The sequence below is a fragment of the Clostridioides sp. ES-S-0054-01 genome (assembly GCA_021561035.1).
Taxonomy (GTDB): Bacteria; Bacillota; Clostridia; order Peptostreptococcales; family Peptostreptococcaceae; genus Clostridioides.
Genome location: CP067346.1, coordinates 2869978 through 2892853, shown reverse-complemented (window position 1 = coordinate 2892853; position 22876 = coordinate 2869978). Strand labels below are relative to the sequence as shown.

The following is a 22876-nucleotide window of genomic DNA, read 5'->3' as shown; positions in this document are numbered from 1 at the left end:
ATGAAAATATGGATTATAAGAATAATTATGAGATGTGGTTAAATTCTCCTTATTTTGATGAACAAACGAAAAATGAGCTATTGAGCATAAAAGACGATGAAAAAGAAATACAAGATAGATTCTACAAGAATTTAGAGTTTGGAACAGGTGGTTTAAGAGGTATAATAGGAGCGGGAACTAATAGAATCAATATTTATACTGTTAGACGTGCGACACTTGGAGTTTTAAATTATATCATGAAGACTCAAGGAGAAGAAGGAAAACAAAAGGGAATAGTTATAGCACATGATAGTAGATACATGTCGAGGGAGTTTTGTATAGAAGTAGCAAAGACTTTAAGTGCCTATGGTGTAAAGGCTTATATTTTTGAAGAATTAAAGCCTACACCAGAACTTTCTTTTGCTGTTAGATATTTAAAGTGTGCTATGGGAATAGTAATAACAGCAAGTCATAATCCTAAAGAATACAATGGATATAAAGTATATGATTCAGATGGGGGTCAAATATGTATAGATATGGCAAATGCTATAATAGCAGAGGTTAATAAGATTGATGATTACAGTAGTATTAAAAGTGTAGATTTTGAAGAAGCTTTATCTAAAAATTTAATAACTATATTAGATAATGAAGTAGATGATGAGTTTATAAAGGCTGTCAAGAAACAAGTTTTAAGACAAAATATAATAGATGAATGTGGAGAAAAGTTAAAAATAATATATACACCTATTCATGGGACAGGAAATAAGCCAGTAAGAAGAGTCTTAAATGAATGTGGCTTTAAAAATGTAAGGGTAGTTACGGAGCAAGAATTGCCAGATTCTAATTTTTCAACAGTAAAGTATCCTAATCCTGAAGAAAAGTCAGTGTTTAATATAGCTATTGAAATGGCAAAGAGTAATGGCACTGATTTAATAATAGGAACAGACCCTGATTGTGACAGAGTAGGAGTTGTTGTAAAAGATTCAAGTGGCGAATATGTAGTCTTAAATGGAAACCAAGTTGGCTCACTTTTAGTTAGATATGTATTAGAGAGTTTAGCCAAAGAAAATAAACTTCCTAAAAACAATCCTACAATAATAAAAACTATAGTTACATCAGAACTAGGTGCCAAAATAGCAAAGGCTTATAATGTAGATTGTTTAAATACTTTAACAGGATTCAAGTTTATAGGAGAAAAAATAAAATCGTTTGAAGAAAATAATGATAGAAGCTTTATAATGGGGTATGAGGAAAGCTATGGTTACTTAATTGGAACTCATGCTAGAGATAAAGATGGTGTTGTATCTTCACTTATGATATGTGAAATGGCAGCATACTACTTTTCAAAAGGTATGAACTTGTATGAAGCTTTGATAGATACATATAATAAATTTGGATACTACAAAGAGGTCTTAAAGTCAGTGACTTTAAAAGGTATAGATGGAATAAAAAAAATAAAAGAGATGATGCTTTACTTTAGAAGTGTTAAAATAGATAATGTGGCTGATATAAAAGTAGATAAGATTTTAGATTATAAAGATGGTGTTGATGATTTACCTAAATCAGATGTACTTAAATTTTTACTTGAAGATGGCTCTTGGATAGCTATAAGACCTTCAGGTACAGAACCTAAAATTAAATTTTACTTTGGAGCAAATTCAGACAACCAAGAAGATGTAGAATTTAAATTAAAAAATTTAATATCTTATATATTAAATGTAGTGGATTCTATATAAGAAGCTAAGGGGAGATAAACAATGAAAGTATACAATGTCATAATGGCTGGAGGAGGCGGAACTCGTTTCTGGCCACTTAGTAGACAAGAAGTACCTAAACAGCTTATAAATTTAAGTGGAGAAGATGCTTTAATAAACGAAACTATAAACAGAATAGATTCTCTAGCAAAAAAAGATGATTTATTTATAGTAACTAATGAGAAACAATTGGAAGCTTTGAAGGATATAGTAAAAGATAAATGTTTAGATAGCAATATCTTACCAGAACCATGTGCCAGAAATACAGCAGCAGCCATAGGTTTTGCAGCTTTTAACATAATGAAAAAATATGGTGATGGCGTTATGTGTGTATATCCGGCTGACCATTATATAAAAGATGAAAAAGAGTTTAAATCTATTTTAGAAAAAGCTATCTATATAGCAGAAAATAATGATAAACTAGTAACTATTGGAATAACTCCTACATTTCCATCAACAGGATATGGATACATAAATTTTAGTAGAGAAAACACTATAGAGAATGTTGCATATGAGGTAGTGGAGTTTGTAGAAAAGCCAAACTATGAGATTGCCAAAGAATATGTAAACTCTAAGAAATATGTATGGAATAGTGGAATGTTCGTATGGAAGGTATCTAAAATATTAGAAGATTTTAAGAGATACTTACCAAAAGTATATGAAAAATTAGAAGAGATAAGCAAATATTTAGGAACAAAACAAGAAATAGAAAAAATAAAAGAAATATACCCAACTATACAATCAATCTCTATAGATTATGGTATTATGGAAAGAAGTAATGATGTTATAGTAGTTCCCGGTAATTTTGGGTGGAATGATGTTGGTTCTTGGGACTCTCTAGGTGCAATATATCCAACTGATGATGAAGGTAACATCAAAAGAGGTGAAAATATTACCATAGATACTAAAAATTCAATTATATATTCAGATGACAAATTAATATCGACAATAGGTATTAGTGATTTGATAGTAGTATCTACAAATGATGCAGTTATGGTTTGTAGAAAAGATAAAGCTCAAGATGTTAAAAAGATAGTAGAGCAATTAAAAGAAGAAGATAGACAAGAATATATGTAGGAGGTGTTCGTTTGATTCCTAAAAAAATACATTATGTATGGTTTGGTGGACCAAAAGGAAATATAGAAAATATATGTATAAATTCTTGGAAAGAAAAACTTCCAGAATATGAGATAGTAGAGTGGAATGAAAAAAACTTTGATATAGAGAAAGAAATAAAAGGAAATAAGTTTTTGGAAGAATGTTATAAAAGAAAGCTTTGGGCATTTATATCAGATTATACAAGAATAAAAGTACTCTATGAACAAGGTGGAGTTTATATGGATACAGATATGCAAATATTAAAGGATATAACTCCTCTTTTGGAAAAGAATAGACTAATTTGTGGGTATGAAGATGATAGAGAATATATAAATGGTGCTATAATAGGTGCAGAAAAAGGACATCCTTTTTTAAAAGACTTATTGGAGTATTATGAAAAAGAAGTGCTTACTTCATCATTGTTTACAATACCAAAGATTATGACTCATCTTATGGAAAAAAATTATAAGAAGATTGACCCTAATAATTATGAAGAAGGAATATGTGCTTATGATAAAGAATATTTTTATCCTTTTGGATTTAAAGAAGACTTCACACCAGAATGTATTACAGAAAACACTTATGGGATACATTGGTGGGGAAAAAGTTGGGCTAAAAAGAGAAATTATTTTTTAGAAAGCAAACACTTAACAGGTGTAAATAAGATATGGAAGTGTTGTAAAATATTTGCAAGTAATACTTTACGAAGCTAAAAGGGAGAAAGTAAAATGAAGACTTTAAACGATGATAGAAATATTATGATTAGAAAATATCTTTATATATTTGTTTTGTTTATCATATTACTTAGAAAGTATATGATATCATTTATTGACCCAAATATGAATATAGGGATGATTAAATCAGCGTTATTTTATTCTTCAATAGGAATACTAATGCTACTTTTTTTATTTGATAAGAGAAAAAGTATAACAGAAATGGTGTTAGTTGGAGTTTGTGTCTTACTTTATTTATTAAATAGGGAAGGAGCTATATTATTAATCGTTTTATTGGCTGTATCAGCTAAACAAATAGATGATAAATTTATAGTTAAAAATTATTTAATAATATCTGCGTGTTTTTTAATGGTAGCTATATTATTATTTAATTTATTTCCTTCATTAGTATTTAATCAGGAAGTTCACTATAGATATATAGAAAATATAGATATGCTTGTTACAAGAATGGATTTTGGTCTTGGTAATCCAAATGGAGTATTTTATCATATGGTTACTATATATGCAGCATATATATTCTTAAGATATAAAAACTATAATAAATGGGATAGAATAATTTTATTTGGCTCTGCATTTTTTGTTTATCAAACTACATATAGTAGAACTGGCTTTTTTACTATACTAGCAGGATTAATTTTTGTAGAAATAATAAGATTGATAAACATAAAAAAAATAAAAGGTCTACCAACACTTGTAAAGATATTGCCAATACTGCTTACTTTATCTAGTGTGGCTATTGGTATAATGTTTTCTAAAAGCAGTATATTAAATAGATTATTAGCAAGTAGACCTAAGTATTGGCATGTATACTTAGCTGAAGCAGGAAATTTTATGAAACCTTTTGGAAATTCATATAGTGCAGCTATAAAAGCAACTAATCCATTAGATAGTTCTTATATATATATAATTAGTGTGCTGGGAGTAGTTGCTTGTATATTATTTATGTATTTGATGTATAAAGGTATAGGAAGTTTTATAGAAAAAGATAAAAATGAGTATTTAGTAGCCTTATTTATATTTTTACTATACTCTTTTGCAGAAAATTTATTATTAGAAGCTTCATTTAGTTTTGCAGTAGTATTACTAATAAAAGAAGTGATATTAAATGATAAAAGGGAAATAGATTTGTGGAAGATGAAAAGTAGGAGGTAGTAATGTTAATATCATTAATAATGCCAACATTAAATAGATATGATGATATATACTTACTTATGGACAGCTTAGAAAGTCAAACTTACAAAAACTTTGAACTTATAGTAGTAGACCAAAATGATAATAACAAAGTTAAGGAGATAGTTGGTAAATACGTTGATAAGTTAGATATAAAGTATATAAAAAGCTCTAAAAAAGGATTAAGTTATAACAGAAATGTAGGCATAGACAATGCTAGAGGGCAAATTATAGGTTTCCCCGATGATGATTGTGTCTACGAAAATGATACATTAGAAAAAGTTATAAATTTCTTTAATAAAAATAAAGATTATAAAATATACAGTTGCAAAACTATGGATGCAAATAAAATTGATGCATTTAAGAAAATGTATGATGGAACTTGTGATATCACAAGTTCCAACGTTTTAAATACTATAACATCCATAACTTTTTTTATTGATTTTGAGGGCAAAGACTATACAAGATTTGATGAAAAATTGGGTGTTGGTGGAGAGTTTGGTGCTGGTGAAGAGATAGATTATGTTTTAAACTTATTGAGTTTAGGTTTTAAAGGAAAATACTTTGGAAATGATATAATTTACCATCCTGCAAAAAAACATTCTAAATCTAAAGAAAAGTATCAAAAAGATTATAACTATGGAAGAGGTTTTGGAGCCATATGCAAAAAAGAAATAGTTTATAGAAAAAATTATAAGTTTGTAAAGGTTATGGCATCAAAACTTATAAGAAATATAGGTGGTCTTGTGTTGAGTTCTAATAGAGATTATCATAGTGCTACAATAAGAGGAAGAATTAATGGATTTAGACAGTATAAGTTATAATGAGGATGGTGTTTATGGACAAGGTTAAATTTTTAATAAATATGCTTTTGGCTTTTTTTATATATCCATTTAGTAAGCATAAGTTTAATGGTAGAAATATTTGGCTTATAGGTGGACATTCAGGAGATATATACAATGATAATGCAAAGTTTTTTTATGAGTATATGTTGAAAGAACATAATGATGTAGAAACTTATTGGGTAGTAAATAAAGACAGTAAAGTATTTGATAAAATTCCAGGCAAAAAATTAATAAGAGGAAGCGTAGAAAACTATTTATATTATTACAATTCAAAAGCTATAGTATTTTCACATGCACCATCAGCAGATATAGCACCATATAATTTTGCTGTACCTGTTCTTAATTATTTTCATAAAAAGACGATAAAAGTGTTTTTAAATCATGGGACTATAAGTTTTAAAAAGAGAAAACCAATGAATAAAAAGTTCAAAAATATTATAGATAACCTATATAAAAGTTATAATATAGTTACAGCAAGTTCTGAGTTTGAAAGAAATGTTATGGTAAATGATTGGGGAATGTTAGATGACTCAGTTTATATAATTGGAAATGCAAGATATGACAATTTACCAACAAATGAAGTTGCACAAACTCGAGATATATTATATACTCCTACATGGAGAGATTGGATAAAATTTAGTTCAGGAAAATTTACAGATACAGATTATTTTAAAAATATAATGAATTTTTTGAATGATGATAAATTAAATAAAATATTAGATGAGAAAGATATAAATGTAAAAATTTATATGCATCATCTTATGCATGAGTTTATAGATGATATAAAAGAAAATATAACGGGAAAAAAAATTGTATTTTTAGATAAAGGGGTAACTCTAGCAAATGAAATCAGAAAATCAGCTGCAAATATAACTGATTATTCAAGTGTAGCCATAGACTTTTTATATATGAATAGACCTATATTGTTTTACCAATTTGACTTGGATGAGTATATGGAAAAAGTTGACTCATATATAGATTTAAAAAGTGAAATGTTTGGGTCTTTGGCTTATAATAATGATGAAGCTGTGAATAAACTTATTGATATTATTGAAAATAATTTTGAGGTTATGGATAACCAAAAAAATGAAAGAAATAAGTTTTTCAGATATAATGACAATAAGAACTGCAAGAGGATATATGATTGTGTAATAAGTAAAATTAAATAAATATTTTATAAATGATGAGGAAGGTAATATGAAGAAGAATTTAGTATCTATAATTACTCCCATGTATAATTCTGAAAAATTTATTGAAGCAACCATAAAATCAGTATTAAACCAAACTTATCAAGAATGGGAAATGTTAATTATTGATGATTGCTCAACAGATAATAGTCCTAATATAGTCAAATCTTATATGCAACAGGATAGTAGAATAAGATGTATAAAGACAGAGACTAATAAGGGGGTCTCTAATGCTAGAAATTTAGCACTAAGTAAGGCAACAGGACAATTTATAGCTTTTTTAGATAGTGATGACCAATGGAATAGTAGTAAGTTAGAAAAACAAGTAAACTTTATGTTAGAAAATGACTATGTAATCTCATTTACTTCATATGAACTGATGGATGAAAATGATAAAAAATTAAACAAAGTAATAAAAGTACCACCTAATGTAGATTATAAAAGATTATTAAAAGGAAATATCTTAGGATGTCTTACTGTTGTAATTGATAAGTCTAAACTAGATTTTGAAATCAAAATGAGTGGTGTAAGACATGAAGATTATGTTTTATGGCTATCTATATTGAAAAAAGGGCATATTGCCCACGGAATAAATGAAGTTCTAGCATTATATAGAAAATCTAGTAATTCACTTAGTGGTAACAAAATAAAAGCTGCCATGTGGACTTGGAATATATATAGAAATATAGAAAAAATACCTCTATACAAAGCTATATACTACTTTATTAATTATGGAATAAATGGAATCAAAAAAAGTTAGATAGAGAGGAAGATTTAATTAATGTATAAATATAAATTTACTGTATTTACTCCAACATATAATAGAGCTCATTTACTTGAAAATTTGTACAGTGATTTAAAAGCTCAAACTTATGACTTTGATGATTTTGAATGGTTAATTGTTGATGATGGAAGTAGCGACAGTACTAAAGAATTAGTTGAAAAATTTATATCAGAAAATAAATTAAATATAAGATATATATACAAAGAAAATGGAGGAAAACATACTGCAATAAATCTAGGTGTAAAAAATGCAGATGGAGAGCTATTTTTTATTGTAGATAGTGATGATGGTTTAGTTAAAGATTCTCTTGAAATTGCTAATAACGAGTGGAATTCTGTAGAGAATAAAGAAGGTTTTAGCGGAGTTGTTGGACTTTGTGTATATCCAAGTGGAGAGTTGATAGGGACAGAAATGCCTGAAGATAAGAAAATATGTCACTTTGCAGATTTATATTTTAAGTATGGAGTTAAGGGAGATAAAAGCATAGTATTTGTAACTGATGAGCTTATAAAATTTCCTTTTCCAGAAAGAAAAGAAGTGAAATTTTTACCAGAAAGTGTAGTATGGAATGAAATGTCTAAATACTATAAAGTTAAATGTGTAAACAAACCTATGATAATAAGAGATTATTTGGATGATGGTTTAACTAAGAATATATTAAATAAAAATGCATTAAAAGGTAGAGCATTAGAGTTTTTATATTTAATAAATCAAAATACATATCCCTTAGGTAGATATCCATATATGTGGATAAAAAATTACATAAATTTAGCCAGATACTCGTTATTATCTGATAGTCATTATTTTGGCGAAATCAAAAAAATATCTGATAAATTTTTGTATTTAGCATTATTCCCATTAGGATATTACAAATATATTGGACAAAGAAAATTAGTATCTAAGTAAACTTGTTGGTATAGTACTGCTAGTTGCTATATAAGGAGAGTAAAAATATGAATGAGCCTTTAGTATCGATAATTACTCCTGTATATAATTCAGAAGAGTTTTTATCAGAGACAATAAAGTCAATCCAAAATCAAACTTATAAAAATTGGCAGCTTTTATTAGTGGATGATTGTTCTAAGGACAATTCAAGTGAAATTATAAAAAGTTTTCAAAAAGAAGATGCTAGAATAAAATATATAAAGCTTGAAAAAAATTCTGGAGCTGCAGTATCTAGAAATGTTGGTATTAAAAATGCGGAAGGTCGATTTATCGCATTTGTAGATAGTGATGATTTATGGGATAGTAAAAAGTTAGAAATTCAGATAGAATATATGTTAAAAGAAAATATCGGATTTTCTTTTACATCTTATAGATATATGAGACAAGATGGAAAAAAAACGAGTAAAGTTGCAAAAGCACCTAAAAAGATTGACTATGAGGGACTGCTTAGAAATACTATAATAGGGTGTTCTACTGTAGTCATTGATAAGAATATCGTAGGTGAATTTAGTATGCCTTTAGTAAGAAGAGGACAAGATACTGCAACTTGGTTACAGTTACTTAAAAAGGAAAAATATGCATATGGAATTCAGAAAGATTTAGTGAATTATAGGCTAGTTGGAAATTCTATATCAAGCAATAAGATAAAAGCATTAAAACGAACTTGGAATACTTATAGAAATGTTGAAAATTTAAGTTTACCAAAAACCCTATATGTATTTTGTTTCTATGTTTTTAATGCTATCAAGAAAAGAGTATAAGTTTTATATACTTGGAGGTAAAAATAATGAAAATAGCTATAGCTGGGACTGGTTATGTAGGATTGGTTACAGGTGTTTGTCTAGCAGAGGTAGGTAATGAAAATGTAGTATGCGTCGATGTAGATGAACAAAAAGTTAAATCAATGAAGCTTGGAAGAGCTCCTATATATGAAGAAGACCTAGAAGAACTTATGGTTAAAAATTACAACAGAGGAAGAATAGATTACACTACTGACTATAGAAAAGCGTATGAAGATGTAGATGTAATATTAATAGCTGTAGGTACTCCAGAGAGAAGTGATGGTTCAGCTAATTTAGATTATATAAAGTCAGTTGCAAAACAAATAGCTGAAACTGTAACAAAAGATACTCTAGTGGTAATAAAATCTACAGTGCCAATTGGTACAAATGAAGAAATAGAAGATTATATAAATAGAAACCTAAAAAATGATGTAAAAGTAGAACTTGCATCTAATCCAGAGTTTTTATCACAAGGAACAGCAGTAAAAGATACTCTGCATGCTTCAAGAATCGTTATAGGTGTAGAAAGTGAATGGGCTAGAGATATATTAGAGGAAATTTATAAGCCTTTTAATCAACCTATAATAGTTACAAATAGAAATAGTGCTGAAATGATAAAGTACGCGTCAAATAACTTTTTGGCTCTTAAAATATCATTTATGAACGATATTGCAAATCTTTGTGAAATAGCTGGAGCTAACATAGAAGATGTAGCTTTAGGAATGAGTTATGATGATAGAATAGGAAGTAAGTTTTTAAAGGCTGGAATAGGATATGGAGGTTCTTGCTTTCCAAAAGATACAAAAGCTCTTCACTGGCTATCAGAACATAATGGTTATGAATTGAAAACAGTAAAAGCTGCAATAGAAGTGAATGAAAGCCAAAAACTTAAATTGGTTAGAAAGGCATCTAAACTAGTAGAGAGTTTTCAAGACATGAAGGTTGCCGTTTTGGGTTTGACTTTTAAACCAGACACTGATGATATAAGAGAAGCTCCATCTATACCAAATATAAAATATTTGCTAGAAAGAGGGGCAAGAGTAACTGCATACGACCCAATTGGTGTAAGCAATACTAAGAAAATATTTGGTGACTCTATACTTTATGCTGATTCTGTAGATGATGCGATAGAAGATGCAGAGATATGTTTTATAATGACAGAATGGAAAGATGTATTAAATTATGATATACATAAGTATAAGGAAAAGATGAAAAATCCTTTAGTTCTTGATGGGAGAAATTGTTATAAGGTTAAAGATATGGAAGAGTTAGGGATTGAGTATTATTCGATAGGAAGGTAAATATTATGAAGACTGTTTGTTATTTAGCTGATGGGTCAAATCCTCATACTTTAAAATGGTGTAGTTTTTTTAAAAATAAAGGATATGACATTCATGTAATTTCTTTAAATGGAGGTTACATGGAAGGAATAAAAATTTATGACTTTGGTTCTAATGTAGAAGAACTAAAAAATGAAAATATTTCTAAAAAAACAGGATACTTAGGTTCAGTAAAGAAAATAAAGAAGCTGGTAAATGAAATAAAACCAGATATATTACATGCACAATATGCAAGTAGTTATGGATTTATAGGAAGTCTACTTGGGTATCATCCATATATTATTTCTGTTTGGGGTACTGATATTTATGATTTTCCTAACAATGGTTTTATACAAAAACAAATTATAAAACATAACTTTAGAAAAGCAGACTATATTTTTTCAAATAGTAGAGATATGGCTAAAGAGGCTAATAAATATACAGCTAAACATGTAGATGTAACCTTTTTTGGAGTAGATATGGATAGGTTTAAGCCTATGGAAGTAGAAAAAGAAGATGCTTTTGTAATAGGAATTATAAAGAGTCTAGAAAAAAAATATGGAATAGAATATTTAATACAAGCATTTAAGATGCTAAAAGATGAATATAAAGAGAAGAAAATAATTCTTAAAATAGGTGGTTCTGGAAGTCAGATGGACAACCTAATAAATTTAACTAAAGAATTAGAAATAGAAGGTGATGTTCAGTTCTTGGGAAGAATATCTCCAGAAAATGTCAGTAAGACTTTTAATTCTTTTGACGTAACTGTATTTCCTTCTTTAAGAGAGGGATTTGGGGTGGCAGCTATAGAATCAGAGGCGTGTGAAGTACCTGTCATAGTTACAAACGTAGGTGGACATCCAGAATCTGTATGGGAAAATGAAACTGGCTTAATTGTAGAACCAAAACAACCAGAAGAAATAAAAAATGCTATAATAAAACTAATGGAAAATGATGAACTTAGACTTAGTATGGGTAAAAAAGGTCGTCAATTTGTTAGAGAAAATTATGAAGTTAATTTGAACTTTAATGATATAGAAAAAATTTATGATTCTATATTTGATAAATATAAAAAATAAAATTAAAAAATACAGCAAAAGATAGATGTTGTTGGCTATGCTTAGGTGCGTAGCTTTTGCTGTTTAATGGAGGGCTTCTAGTTATGCGAGAAAGTATAGATTTAGAGAAAGAAAGCTTTTTTGATAAGCTTTTTAAAAAATATAAATTTAGACAATTAACATTATTAATTCTAGATATTTGTAGCGTGCTAGTAGCATTTCGAATGTCTTTGAGTTTGACAGGTAATTTAAATGTATTTACTATTAATGATATAACAATTTCAGCCTGTATATATATAGTACTTCATATAGTATCATTTAGATTGTTTAAGTGTTATAACACATTATGGAGATATGCAGGAGAAGAAGAAATTATATCTATTTTTATAGCAACTTTAGTTTATTTAATTCCAGCTTATGTAATAAATAAATTATTAGGGTTTGATTATCCTATAATGTTTTATGTACTAAATACAATATTTATTATAATGTTCACAAGTGGTGCGAGAATAGCCTATAGAGCTATAAGAATAGTTATAAATAAGACATATTCTAGAGGAAAGGTTTCAAATATCCTTATAATTGGTGCAGGAGATGCAGGAGAAATGGTTATACAGGAATTAAAAAGAAATCCAGAACTTAAAAAAGTAGCAGTGGCTATAATTGATGATGATAAAAATAAGATTGGAAGAATAATTCATAACGTAAAAATTGTAGGGACAACTTCAAATATAAAAGAGGTAGTTGAAAAATATAATGTAGATGAAATAATCTTTTCAATAGCAAATATAGAGAAACGTAGAAAAAAAGAAATTATTGATATATGTAAAAACACTAACTGCAAAATAAAGACAATACCGGGAATTTACGAAATTATAGATGGAAAAGTTGATATAAAACAGATTAGAGAAGTAGAAATAGAAGACTTGTTGGGTAGAGAACCTATAAAAACAAATTTAAGAGAGATAAGCAATTATATTGAGGGAAAAGTAATCCTAGTAACTGGAGGAGGAGGCTCAATTGGCTCAGAGCTTTGCAGACAGATTGCAAGTTTTAATCCTAAAGAGCTTATTATAGTTGATAATTATGAAAACAATGCCTATTCAATACAACAAGAATTACTTAGAAAATATAGAAATGAGTTAGATTTAAAGACAGTAATAGCGTCAATAAGAGAAGAAAAAAGAATGGATGAAATATTTAATAAATATAAGCCAGAAGTAGTATTTCATGCAGCAGCACATAAACATGTTCCTCTTATGGAATCAAGCCCTGGTGAAGCTATAAAGAATAATATATTTGGAACTTTAAATATAGCTGGATTATCTTCAAAATATAGAGTTAAGAAATTTGTCCTTATATCTACAGATAAGGCTGTAAACCCTACTAATATAATGGGAGCTACTAAAAGGGCTGCTGAAATGATTATACAGACTATGAATTCTGAAAGCCAGACTGAATTTGTTGCTGTTAGATTTGGAAATGTACTTGGTAGTAATGGTAGTGTAATTCCACTTTTTAAGAAACAAATTGAAGATGGTGGACCAGTGACAGTTACTCATCCAGATATCATTAGATATTTTATGACAATACCAGAGGCAGTAGGTTTAGTCATACAAGCTGGAGCTATGGCTAAAGGCGGGGAAATATTTGTGCTTGATATGGGAGAGCCGGTAAGAATATTAGATTTAGCCAAAAATTTGATTAAATTCAGTGGATTTGAGCCAGATGTTGATATAAAAATTGAATTTTCTGGTCTTAGACCAGGTGAGAAGTTGTATGAAGAACTACTTATGTCGGAAGAAGGTCTGTTGGATACAGAGCATAAAAAGATTTTTATTGGTAAACCAATAGATGTCGATAGAGAAAAAATAACAAAATACCTAAAACTTTTAAGAGAAATTACTAATAACGAGGAAATTGAAAAAATAGATGGTATTATGAGAAAATTAGTGCCAACTTATATTAAACCAGAAGATGCTAACATCAAGGAAATTGCAATAACTCGAGATAAGTAGAATATATTTCTAATTTGTAACCAGGGGGAGCAAAAAGAAACAAATATATACTAAAAAGAAACAAAAGATTACAAAAAGATTACAAAAAGATTACAAAAAAGGTTGCAATTTATTTTGATGTAAGATAGAATGTTAATTAGGAATTGGAAATGAAGGAACAAAATGTTAAATTTTCGAAAGGATTAGGTACTTGAGATTATGATGAATATTAAAAATAAAAAACATATATTGAAAAAATTTATAGCTATGGTGTTAATAGCAGGAGTTGTAACAGTAGAAGCAGGAGCAATAACAGCTAGTGCAGCAGAACTGACTAATTCACCTATGAGTGCAACAGTAGACCCGTGTGATTTTTTAAATGTAAGAAGTGGAGCTAGTGCAAATGATGCAGTAGTGGGAAAGATAAACACAGGAGACAAAGTTGAAGTTTTAGAATTACATTCAAATGGATGGATTAAAATAAAAACAGTTGACAATGTTACAGGATGGGTAAATGGAGATTATTTAACTATTGAAGGTGGAAATGTAGACTCAAAGGTACAAAATGTTTTAAACTTAGCGTTTAAACAACAAGGTAAGCCATATAGATGGGGAGCAACTGGACCAAATTCTTTTGATTGTTCTGGGTTCACTTCTTATGTCTATAAAAATGGAGCAGGAGTTAATTTACCAAGAGTATCAAGATCACAAGCAACAGTAGGAAAGAAAGTATCTAGAGCAGAATTAAAACCAGGAGATTTAGTTTTCTTTGGTTCAGGTGGTTCAATAAATCACGTTGGGTTGTATGTAGGGGATTCTAAATTCATACATTCACCACAAACAGGAGATGTAGTGAAAGTTACTAGCATGGCTCCAGGAACTAATTATGCTAGAAGACTTATAACTGCTACACGTGTTTTATAATAATAATAGATATTGATTTACATAAGATTGGATATTAACATTAAGTATGTATAATTACATTTAATGTTTTACATAGATATTTAAGAGTTTAGTAATATTAAAATAGTGATGAACGTTACAAAAACAGCAAAGAAGGTAAATTTCTTTGCTGTTTTTTTATAATAAATTTTAACTATATTATTCAATATTTGACAGATAATGTGAGTTTTAGATATACTTAGTAATAAGTATATTGTATAAAAAAATAAATTTAAGAAATTAAGGGGGATGAAATGAAAAAAATAAGTATATTAGTATTATCATTGATAATGACACTTACTATGTGTAGTGTAAGTTCATTTGCTGATTCATCAAATGATAGGGAAATGAGAGCTGCTTGGATATCTACAGTTTATAATTTAGACTGGCCTAAGACTAAAAATAATGAAGCCAAGCAAAAAAAGGAATACACAGATTTATTGGACAAATTAAAAAGTTCAGGGATAAATACAGCAGTGGTTCAAGTAAGACCAAAATCAGATGCTTTATATAAATCAAATATAAATCCATGGTCTGAATATCTTACAGGTACACAAGGTAAAGACCCTGGATATGACCCATTACCATTTTTAATAGAAGAAGCACATAAAAGGGGAATGGAATTCCATGCATGGTTTAATCCATACAGAATAACTATGGCAGATGAGAGCATTGATAAATTGCCAGCAAACCATCCGGCAAAGAAAAATCCAAGCTGGGTAATTAAACATGGAAATAAGTATTACTATGACCCAGGTTTACCAGAAGTTAGAAAGTACATAGTGGATAGTATAGCAGAGGTAGTTCAAAATTACGATATAGATGGCGTTCATTTTGATGATTATTTCTATCCAGGAGTAAGTTTCAACGATACTGCTACATATCAAAAATATGGAAATGGACAAAATAAAGACAATTGGAGAAGAGAAAATGTAAATACTCTACTTAGAGGTGTAAAAGCGTCTATAAAGAGTATAAAATCTAATGTTGTATTTGGTGTAAGTCCAGCTGGGATATGGAGAAACAAAAGTAGCGACCCAACAGGTTCAGATACATCAGGAAATGAAAGTTATGTAGGTACATATGCAGATACAAGAGCATGGATAAAACAAGGATTAATTGATTATGTAGTTCCACAGCTTTACTGGCCAATTGGTCTTAAAGCAGCAGATTATTCTAAATTAGTGGCATGGTGGGCTAACGAAGTAAAAGGAACAGACGTAGATTTATACATAGGACAAGGCATATATAAGCAAGGTCAATCAAGTTATAATGGGCAAAATATAGCAAAAGAAATAGTACAACAAGTAACATTAAATAGAAAGTATAGTGAAATAAAAGGTAGTATGTATTTTTCAGCTAAAGATATAGCAAATAGCACTTCTATACAAAAGGATTTAAAGAGCCTATATTCCAGCAGTGAAGAGCCAGTTGCTCCACCATCTAATGTTAAAGTGGAGAAATTAAGAGGTGCTGAAAGATATGACACAGCAGTATCAATAAGTAAAAAAGGTTGGGCTAAAAATTCAGATACAGTAGTACTAGTAAATGGGTACTCTATAGTTGATGGTATAACATCAACACCACTTGCTACAGCAAATGATGCTCCTATACTATTGGTAAATAAAGATAATATACCAACATCTACTAAGAATGAGATAAAAAGACTTAATCCCAATAAAGTTGTTCTAATTGGAGGAAATAATTCTATTGGAGATAAAGTTGAAAGTGAGATAAAAGATACATTATCAAATGTATCAATAAATAGAGTTGGTGGTTCAGATAGATATAGTACATCTTTAATGATAGCAAAAGAATTAGTAAAAAATAATCCAGTAGAGAAACTATATATAACAAGTGGTACAGGTGAAGCAGATTCTCTTTCTATAGCTTCAAAAGCAGGAGAAGAAAAGCAGCCAATCGTACTAGTATCAAAAGATAATGTAAGTGATGAAGTTTACAATTGGATATCAGACTTAAAAGTAAAAGATGCTTATTTTATAGGTGGTAATCTAAGTATATCTGATTCAGTAATAACTAGATTAGATAAGGTTATTACAAACGATGTATCTAAAAATAGAATAGCTGGGGAAAATAGAGAAGAAACAAATGGAAAAGTAATACAAAAATTCTATCCTAATGCTGAATATCCATCAATGTTTGTAAGTAAAAGTAATCAGTTAGTAGATGCATTAACATCAGGACCTTTAGCAGCTAAATTAAAATCACCAGTAGTTATGCTTGGAAATAGTGTGACATCTGCTCAAAAAACAGCTTTAGAGCCTAAGAAAACTGCTCTAGTATATGAAGTTGGAGATGGCATAAATCAAAACACATTAAACACTTTCTTAAACTTAGTTAAGTAATAAAAAAGTTAATTTAAAATATAGATTATTTTATGAATGTAGATTAAAAGTCGATTAAAATGAAAATTATCAAGAAAAATTAGAAAATAAAAAAGAACTATATGCATTTTACAATCAAGTGTAAACAATAACTTGAAAATAATTATGCGATATAGTTCTTTTTTTATATTTAATCTTATATTTGCAGTAAACTTTATGTTAAATTTCTTATTGTTTAAATTCTATGTCATTAAATATAAAATCATGTAATATGTCTAAAGTATCTGGGTCAAATCTAAGAACCCATCCAGCTTTTCCATATATACCACCTGTACTGTGAATTTCATCATCAATAGGGAATTCAAATTGCTTAACATTTAAGTCACCCATTTTTAAAACTTGAGCTCCTAAAGAAAGTATTGCATTAGGTTTCATGTTAGTTTTAACATATGGAAGAACAGCATCTAATAAACCTGGATATTTAGTGACAGGTAAAGTTTCTGTTTTCTTGATTATAGCTTGTATAATCTGTCTCTGTCTACCATCTCTAGCAAAGGCTGTATCGTTGTGTCTGATACGTGCAAAAGATAGTGCTTGATATCCATTTAAAGTTTGATCTCCAGATTTTCTAATGTATTGTATGCTACCTTTATCATCACTTTTATTCCATTTATAAGTTTCAGGAATAAATTTATTTAGTTCGTGTATTTCTCCTTTTTCAATGGTAACTTCAACACCACCAATAGCATCAATTATATACATAAATGATTCGAAATTAACACAAGCATAATTCTGAATATCAATATTAAAATTCTCTTCAATAGTTTGTATTAATAAATCAGCTTGTCCATAAGCATAAGCATGAGTAAGTTTTTGTTTACTATAGCCAGGGATGTCTACATAGCTATCACGAGCTAGTGATGTAAGTTTGATATCATTGTGTTTGTTATCAATGGTAAGTATCATCATAGCATCTGACCTTGAAGAATCTTCATTTGGTCTAGCATCTGTTCCCATAAGTAGTATATTAGTTATACCATTTTCATTTTTATGGTCATTGTTATCTAATAAATCACTACTTATGCTTGAGTCATGAATAGCAGACAATTTATAATAAAAATATCCATAGACACTTATAGGGAATAGTACTACCAAGAAAGCCAGTAGTATAACAAATTTCTTTAATTTTGACAAAAGTACCCCTTCTTTCTTCTTTTTCCTGTATATTTTTTAATAGCATACACTTAATTATATTAAAGTATTGAAATATATTCAATACTTGTTTCAGTTACAAAAAAAAGACAATAATATAATTTATAAGAAAATTTATCGACCTATATATACAGTTAAAAGTATATATAATATATTTTTTAAAAGTAATTTATATTTTAAAATAAAAACACACCCCATAAATACAAAGTAATTTGCATTTAAGAGGTATGTATTTATCATCAAATTATTAGTTTGTTTTGGAATTTCTAATCTTCAACCATAATGTCTTTAAATATGAAATCATGCATTGCATCTAGTTCATATTCCTCAAAAGGTATTACATAGCCTGCATTACCTATTTTTCTACCATTTTCAGTAGAAAGAGGAAATTCCATGGATTTAAGGTCTAAATTTCCTATACTTAAAAGTTCTTTTCCTAAAGATATTATTTCATTAGGGTTCATATTAGTTTTTACGTACGGAAGTATTGTATTAACTAGATTAGGATATTTAGTAACTGGTAAATCCTTAACACCATTTATTAAACTTTGTATAACACTTCTTTGTCTTCTATCTCTTTCATCTGTACTATCATTTTTTCTTATACGAGAAAATGCAAGTGTTTGGTATCCATTTAATTTTTGTTCACCGGAGTTTCTTATATATTTAAGAGAACCTTTGTCAGCATTTTTATTCCATTTATAAGTTTCAGGTATAAATTTATTTAATTCTCTTATCTCACTCTTATTGACAGTAACAGTAACTCCACCTAGAGCATCGACTATATCCATAAAAGAGAAAAAGTCAACTACAGCATAATTTTGTATATCAAGTTGGAAGTTTTCCTCTATAGTTTCTATTAATAAGTTAGCTTGTCCATATACATAAGCATGTGTTAATTTTTGTTCTCCATGTCCTGGTATATTAACATAAGTATCTCTATTTAATGAAGTTAATTTAAGACTTTTATTTTTATTATCAATAGTCAGTATCATCATGGCATCAGAACGAGAAACTTCTTCTCCTGGTCTTGCATCTGTACCTAACAATAATATATTTGTGATATTTTCTTCGTTTTTATAGTCATTACTACTAAGCGCCTCTGTATTTATACTATCATCTTGGATAGTTTTTAATTTAGTAAAAACATATCCATATATGCTAATAGGAAATGCTATAACTAAAAGGGCTAGAAATATAACGAACTTTTTGAGTCCTGACAATAATATCCCCTACTTTCTAAATTTTTTAACTACACATAGTTAATTATATTAAAAAATTGTTACATAAGCAATAAAAAACGCAATAAATTAGCATAAGTTTGTCAGAATATAATTATTTTTATAATATTTTATAGAAGAAAGTGTATAGTTATTATTATTTTTTTTGGAGTATAATTATATGAAGACTTAAATTTTTATAAATTGATGTGTGTGTTGAAAAAAATATTTTCCTAAATGTGGCTATAACATCTTGTTAAACGTGTAAATTGTAATTTAAAATTTTTAGTGTATAATAGGAATTGAAAATTTAAACTGATAAAAATTAATAAAAAATAATTATAAATTAATAATTTGGGGGAGAAAATGTATGATAAAATTAATAGCAACAGACTTAGATGGAACTTTATTGGATGAAAAGAGCGAAATAAATCCAGAGTTTTATAGAGTATTTAAAAAATTAAGAGAGAAGGGGATAATGTTTTCTGCGGCAAGTGGTAGGCAGTATCAAAATCTTATAAAAAAATTTGAAGATATAAAAGATGATATGATGTTTATCTCAGAAAATGGAACACTTGTAGTATATAAAGGAAAAGAAATATTATCAAATCCTTTGGATAAAGAGTTAGTAAATGAAATCATAGAGACGACAAGAAGTATAAAAGGGAAAAAAATTGTAATGAGTGGCAAAAAATATGCCTATATAGAAAGTAAAGATGAAGCATTTATAGAAGAAGTTAGCACTTACTATGAAAAGTTTAAAGTTGTAGATGACTTGACTAAGGTAGAAGGTGATGTATTAAAGATAGCTGTATTTGACTTCAAAGGTGCAGAACATAACAATAGCATCTATTTTGAAAAGTTTTCTGATAGAGCCCAAGTGTGTATTTCTGGAGTAGAATGGCTTGATTTAACTGCAAAAGGTGCAAATAAAGGAAGTGCTATAAGAAAAGTACAAAAAATGTTAGATATAAAATATGAAGAAACTATGGTATTTGGTGACCAATTAAATGACTTAGAAATGATGAAGAGTGCTTATCATAGTTATGCTATGGAAAATGCAAATGAGCATTTGAAACAAATTGCTAGGTTCAGAGCAAAAAAAAATACTGAAAATGGTGTTATAGATAAGATAAAAGAGGTCATAAAAATTGGATAACCATCTGTGATGGAGGTCTAAATGAAAAAGATTATTTTGGCTGGTATAAATGACAAGTTAAAAAAAGCATATAAATTACAACTTGAAGATGTATTGGGGGAAATTGCAGAAATAGAAACTTATGATATAGAAGATTCAAACTTGTCAAATTGTGATGTCATAGTAGCAATGAACTATTTAGATGAACAGATAGTAGATAAATGGGTGAAGAAAAATACAGAAAAATTAGTTTTAGTAAAAACAATGTACACAAAACAATCCATAGAAAAATTGAAACAAATTCCAAGAGGAAAAAGAGTACTTATTATAACTCCTGAATGGATATATGCTTTAGAATGTATAACTATATTGAAAAATTTGGGGATAAATCATATTGAATTTGTACCATACCATAAAGAATTATTTGGAGTATATATAGAAAATGTGGACACTGCTATTTATTTGGGTGAAAGCTTTTATACTCCAGATTTTATTACAAACTTTATTGACATTGGTTGGAGAGAAATAGTATATAATGCTTATTTAGAAATATTGAAAAAACTAGGAATATCCCAAAATGAAGTATCAGCTAAATTAGATGTAGTAAAAGAGAATGTATATAGTGAAGATGATATTGATATTAAAGCTATTATGAAAAATTTGATGTATAAGAATAGAGTACATCATTTAATTAATTCAATACCAATAGGTATGATAATTTTAAATCAAGATAAAACTATAGAGTTATATAATGAATATGCAAGAAGATTACTTAATATAAAAGAGAGTAATGTAGGTAAAGATTTAAGTGAAATCAAATTATTACTAAATATATATAATCTATTTAAACGTACAAATCTCAAGAAAAATATATACTATTCAGATAAAACTTTAAATAAAGAATTCATAGTAAGTAAAAACAGTATAGATTTTATGGGGAAAAATTATCAAGAGGCTATATTTATAGATGAAGTCTTTGATGCACATAAAGGTAATACTGGAAAGATAAATAAATCTTATTTGGCTAAGTATACATTTAATGATATAGTAGGGAACTCACAAAAGAATAAAGAAGCTATAGAGTATGCTAAAAAATACTCTAAAATAGATTCAACTGTCTTAATATTGGGGCAAACTGGAACAGGAAAAGAATTATATGCTCATTCTATTCATAATTATTCAAATAAAAATAATAGACCTTTTATTTCAATAAATTGTACAGCAATACCAGATGAGTTACTTGAAAGTGAATTATTTGGTTATGAAAGCGGTAGTTTTACAGGTGCTAGCTCTCAAGGGAAAAAAGGGTTATTTGAGATAGCTAATGGAGGAACTATATTTTTGGATGAGATAGGAGATACAAGTCAGTTATTTCAAGTAAAACTTTTAAGAGTGTTACAAGAGAAGGAAATAGTTAAAATTGGTGGATATGAAAAAATTAGATTGGATATAAGAGTAATTGCTGCTACCAACAAGACTATAAATGAACTTAGAAATTCTAAATATTTCAGAAAAGATTTATTTTATAGACTCAGTACCTGTATATTGAGTATACCTTCACTTGAAGAACGTAAAGAAGATATACCTGTGTTATGCAATTATTTTCTAGAGAACATTGGCTACAAACATAAAAAGATGGATAGTAAATTGAAAAAGTTTTTGCATGAATATAAATGGGATGGGAATGTACGAGAATTAAAGAATTGTATTGAGTATGTTGGAAATTTTGGTGGAGAATTACTCACTATAGACGATTTACCTATGATATACAAAGACTCTTATAAAAATAAATATTATGAAGATAAAGAACCTACTTTAAATATATATGAAAACAATCTAAATCTATGTAAAAATAATTGTGAAGATAATCAAAATATACTAAATAAGATTAATACTATTGATGATATAAATTTTGAAAAAACTAACGAAGATACTAATACTGTACAAAGAGATAGTAAAATATATTTTGAGAATTTAAGTCAGCAGGATAATATTGTAGCATTTGAGATTATGAGAATCCTGTATAAAGAAAAATGTGGCAGAAGGGCGATAGTAAAAAAACTACAATCAAAAAACATAAACTCAAGTGAGCATAATGTTAGAGTAATTATGAATTTTTTAGAGTCAGAGGGATATATAGATAAAAGTATTGGGAGAAATGGGAGTCACCTTGAAGAAAAAGGCAAGAAATGGGTTGATAAAAACTTATAAATAGAAAATAAATGGGATATTAATTTAATGATATCCCATTTATTTTTTTTGTTCATAATAATATTTGTTTAATTAGAATAACTAAAATAAAAAAAATAGCATTCACAAGCATTGTAAAACTTATTGAGTTTAAAACTTACTTACTTGGCACAATCA

At 28.2% G+C, this 22876-nt stretch carries 18 protein-coding genes; 16 read left to right on the top strand and 2 right to left on the bottom strand.

What is annotated here, in order from left to right; translation table 11 throughout:
• The first annotated feature begins 8 nt into the window (after positions 1–8).
• The 14 genes from JJC02_13490 (at position 9) to JJC02_13425 (ending at position 16960) form a co-directional block, all read left to right on the top strand.
• Complete coding sequence (locus tag JJC02_13490; protein ID UDN53903.1) at positions 9–1715, top strand: phospho-sugar mutase; 1707 nt, start codon at positions 9–11, stop codon at positions 1713–1715.
• Positions 1716–1736: 21 nt separating this feature from the next.
• Complete coding sequence (locus JJC02_13485) at positions 1737–2810, top strand: mannose-1-phosphate guanylyltransferase (GenBank protein UDN53902.1); 1074 nt, start codon at positions 1737–1739, stop codon at positions 2808–2810.
• A gap of 11 nt (positions 2811–2821) precedes the next feature.
• Entirely contained in the window at positions 2822–3544 is a 723-nt protein-coding gene (locus tag JJC02_13480; protein UDN53901.1) for a glycosyltransferase, read from the top strand.
• A gap of 15 nt (positions 3545–3559) precedes the next feature.
• Positions 3560–4717 (top strand): polysaccharide polymerase, encoded by a 1158-nt coding sequence (locus JJC02_13475; GenBank protein ID UDN53900.1) that lies wholly within the window; start codon positions 3560–3562, stop codon positions 4715–4717.
• 2 nt (positions 4718–4719) lie between these two features.
• Positions 4720–5559 (top strand): glycosyltransferase family 2 protein, encoded by an 840-nt coding sequence (locus JJC02_13470; protein UDN53899.1) that lies wholly within the window; start codon positions 4720–4722, stop codon positions 5557–5559.
• Positions 5560–5573: 14 nt separating this feature from the next.
• Positions 5574–6749: a CDP-glycerol glycerophosphotransferase family protein gene (locus JJC02_13465; GenBank protein UDN53898.1), complete on the top strand. Its 1176-nt coding sequence runs from the start codon at positions 5574–5576 to the stop codon at positions 6747–6749.
• A gap of 28 nt (positions 6750–6777) precedes the next feature.
• On the top strand, positions 6778–7527 hold the full coding sequence (locus JJC02_13460) for a glycosyltransferase family 2 protein (protein ID UDN53897.1): 750 nt from the start codon (positions 6778–6780) through the stop codon (positions 7525–7527).
• Positions 7528–7548: 21 nt separating this feature from the next.
• Entirely contained in the window at positions 7549–8457 is a 909-nt protein-coding gene (locus tag JJC02_13455) for a glycosyltransferase family 2 protein (protein UDN53896.1), read from the top strand.
• A gap of 47 nt (positions 8458–8504) precedes the next feature.
• Positions 8505–9257, top strand: a complete 753-nt coding sequence (locus tag JJC02_13450; protein UDN53895.1) for a glycosyltransferase family 2 protein — start codon at positions 8505–8507, stop codon at positions 9255–9257.
• Positions 9258–9283: 26 nt separating this feature from the next.
• Positions 9284–10579: a UDP-glucose/GDP-mannose dehydrogenase family protein gene (locus JJC02_13445; GenBank protein UDN53894.1), complete on the top strand. Its 1296-nt coding sequence runs from the start codon at positions 9284–9286 to the stop codon at positions 10577–10579.
• Positions 10580–10584: 5 nt separating this feature from the next.
• A complete protein-coding gene (locus JJC02_13440; GenBank protein ID UDN53893.1) occupies positions 10585–11676 on the top strand; it encodes a glycosyltransferase in 1092 nt (363 codons plus the stop codon).
• Between the two features lie 83 nt (positions 11677–11759).
• The gene (locus JJC02_13435) at positions 11760–13673 is read left to right on the top strand and encodes a polysaccharide biosynthesis protein (GenBank protein UDN53892.1); all 1914 of its coding nucleotides are present in this window, start codon (positions 11760–11762) and stop codon (positions 13671–13673) included.
• Positions 13674–13871: 198 nt separating this feature from the next.
• Positions 13872–14576 carry a C40 family peptidase gene (locus tag JJC02_13430; GenBank protein UDN53891.1) on the top strand — a complete coding sequence of 235 codons (705 nt, stop codon included), beginning with the start codon at positions 13872–13874 and terminating at the stop codon, positions 14574–14576.
• 272 nt (positions 14577–14848) lie between these two features.
• Positions 14849–16960: a cell wall-binding glycosyl-hydrolase Cwp19 gene (locus JJC02_13425; protein UDN53890.1), complete on the top strand. Its 2112-nt coding sequence runs from the start codon at positions 14849–14851 to the stop codon at positions 16958–16960.
• A gap of 207 nt (positions 16961–17167) precedes the next feature.
• On the opposite strand, the gene JJC02_13420 is transcribed toward JJC02_13425, so the two are convergent.
• A complete protein-coding gene (locus JJC02_13420; GenBank protein ID UDN53889.1) occupies positions 17168–18133 on the bottom strand; it encodes an LCP family protein in 966 nt (321 codons plus the stop codon).
• 284 nt (positions 18134–18417) lie between these two features.
• Positions 18418–19374: an LCP family protein gene (locus JJC02_13415; GenBank protein ID UDN53888.1), complete on the bottom strand. Its 957-nt coding sequence runs from the start codon at positions 19372–19374 to the stop codon at positions 18418–18420.
• 367 nt (positions 19375–19741) lie between these two features.
• Between JJC02_13415 and JJC02_13410 the strand changes: the two genes are divergently transcribed.
• Together JJC02_13410 and JJC02_13405 are read left to right on the top strand one after the other, a co-directional pair.
• On the top strand, positions 19742–20530 hold the full coding sequence (locus JJC02_13410; GenBank protein ID UDN53887.1) for an HAD family phosphatase: 789 nt from the start codon (positions 19742–19744) through the stop codon (positions 20528–20530).
• A gap of 21 nt (positions 20531–20551) precedes the next feature.
• Entirely contained in the window at positions 20552–22720 is a 2169-nt protein-coding gene (locus JJC02_13405; protein UDN53886.1) for a sigma 54-interacting transcriptional regulator, read from the top strand.
• Positions 22721–22876: the final 156 nt, after the last annotated feature.

What these genes read in the sequence shown, in the direction of transcription:
- JJC02_13430 (UDN53891.1), top strand. Translation starts at nt 13,872, where the DNA reads ATGATGAATATTAAAAATAAAAAACATATATTGAAAAAATTTATAGCT.
- JJC02_13445 (UDN53894.1), top strand. Translation starts at nt 9,284, where the DNA reads ATGAAAATAGCTATAGCTGGGACTGGTTATGTAGGATTGGTTACAGGT.
- JJC02_13405 (UDN53886.1), top strand. Translation starts at nt 20,552, where the DNA reads ATGAAAAAGATTATTTTGGCTGGTATAAATGACAAGTTAAAAAAAGCA.
- JJC02_13450 (UDN53895.1), top strand. Translation starts at nt 8,505, where the DNA reads ATGAATGAGCCTTTAGTATCGATAATTACTCCTGTATATAATTCAGAA.
- JJC02_13470 (UDN53899.1), top strand. Translation starts at nt 4,720, where the DNA reads ATGTTAATATCATTAATAATGCCAACATTAAATAGATATGATGATATA.
- JJC02_13455 (UDN53896.1), top strand. Translation starts at nt 7,549, where the DNA reads ATGTATAAATATAAATTTACTGTATTTACTCCAACATATAATAGAGCT.
- JJC02_13440 (UDN53893.1), top strand. Translation starts at nt 10,585, where the DNA reads ATGAAGACTGTTTGTTATTTAGCTGATGGGTCAAATCCTCATACTTTA.
- JJC02_13490 (UDN53903.1), top strand. Translation starts at nt 9, where the DNA reads ATGGATTATAAGAATAATTATGAGATGTGGTTAAATTCTCCTTATTTT.
- JJC02_13425 (UDN53890.1), top strand. Translation starts at nt 14,849, where the DNA reads ATGAAAAAAATAAGTATATTAGTATTATCATTGATAATGACACTTACT.
- JJC02_13460 (UDN53897.1), top strand. Translation starts at nt 6,778, where the DNA reads ATGAAGAAGAATTTAGTATCTATAATTACTCCCATGTATAATTCTGAA.
- JJC02_13435 (UDN53892.1), top strand. Translation starts at nt 11,760, where the DNA reads ATGCGAGAAAGTATAGATTTAGAGAAAGAAAGCTTTTTTGATAAGCTT.
- JJC02_13485 (UDN53902.1), top strand. Translation starts at nt 1,737, where the DNA reads ATGAAAGTATACAATGTCATAATGGCTGGAGGAGGCGGAACTCGTTTC.
- JJC02_13465 (UDN53898.1), top strand. Translation starts at nt 5,574, where the DNA reads ATGGACAAGGTTAAATTTTTAATAAATATGCTTTTGGCTTTTTTTATA.
- JJC02_13475 (UDN53900.1), top strand. Translation starts at nt 3,560, where the DNA reads ATGAAGACTTTAAACGATGATAGAAATATTATGATTAGAAAATATCTT.
- JJC02_13410 (UDN53887.1), top strand. Translation starts at nt 19,742, where the DNA reads ATGATAAAATTAATAGCAACAGACTTAGATGGAACTTTATTGGATGAA.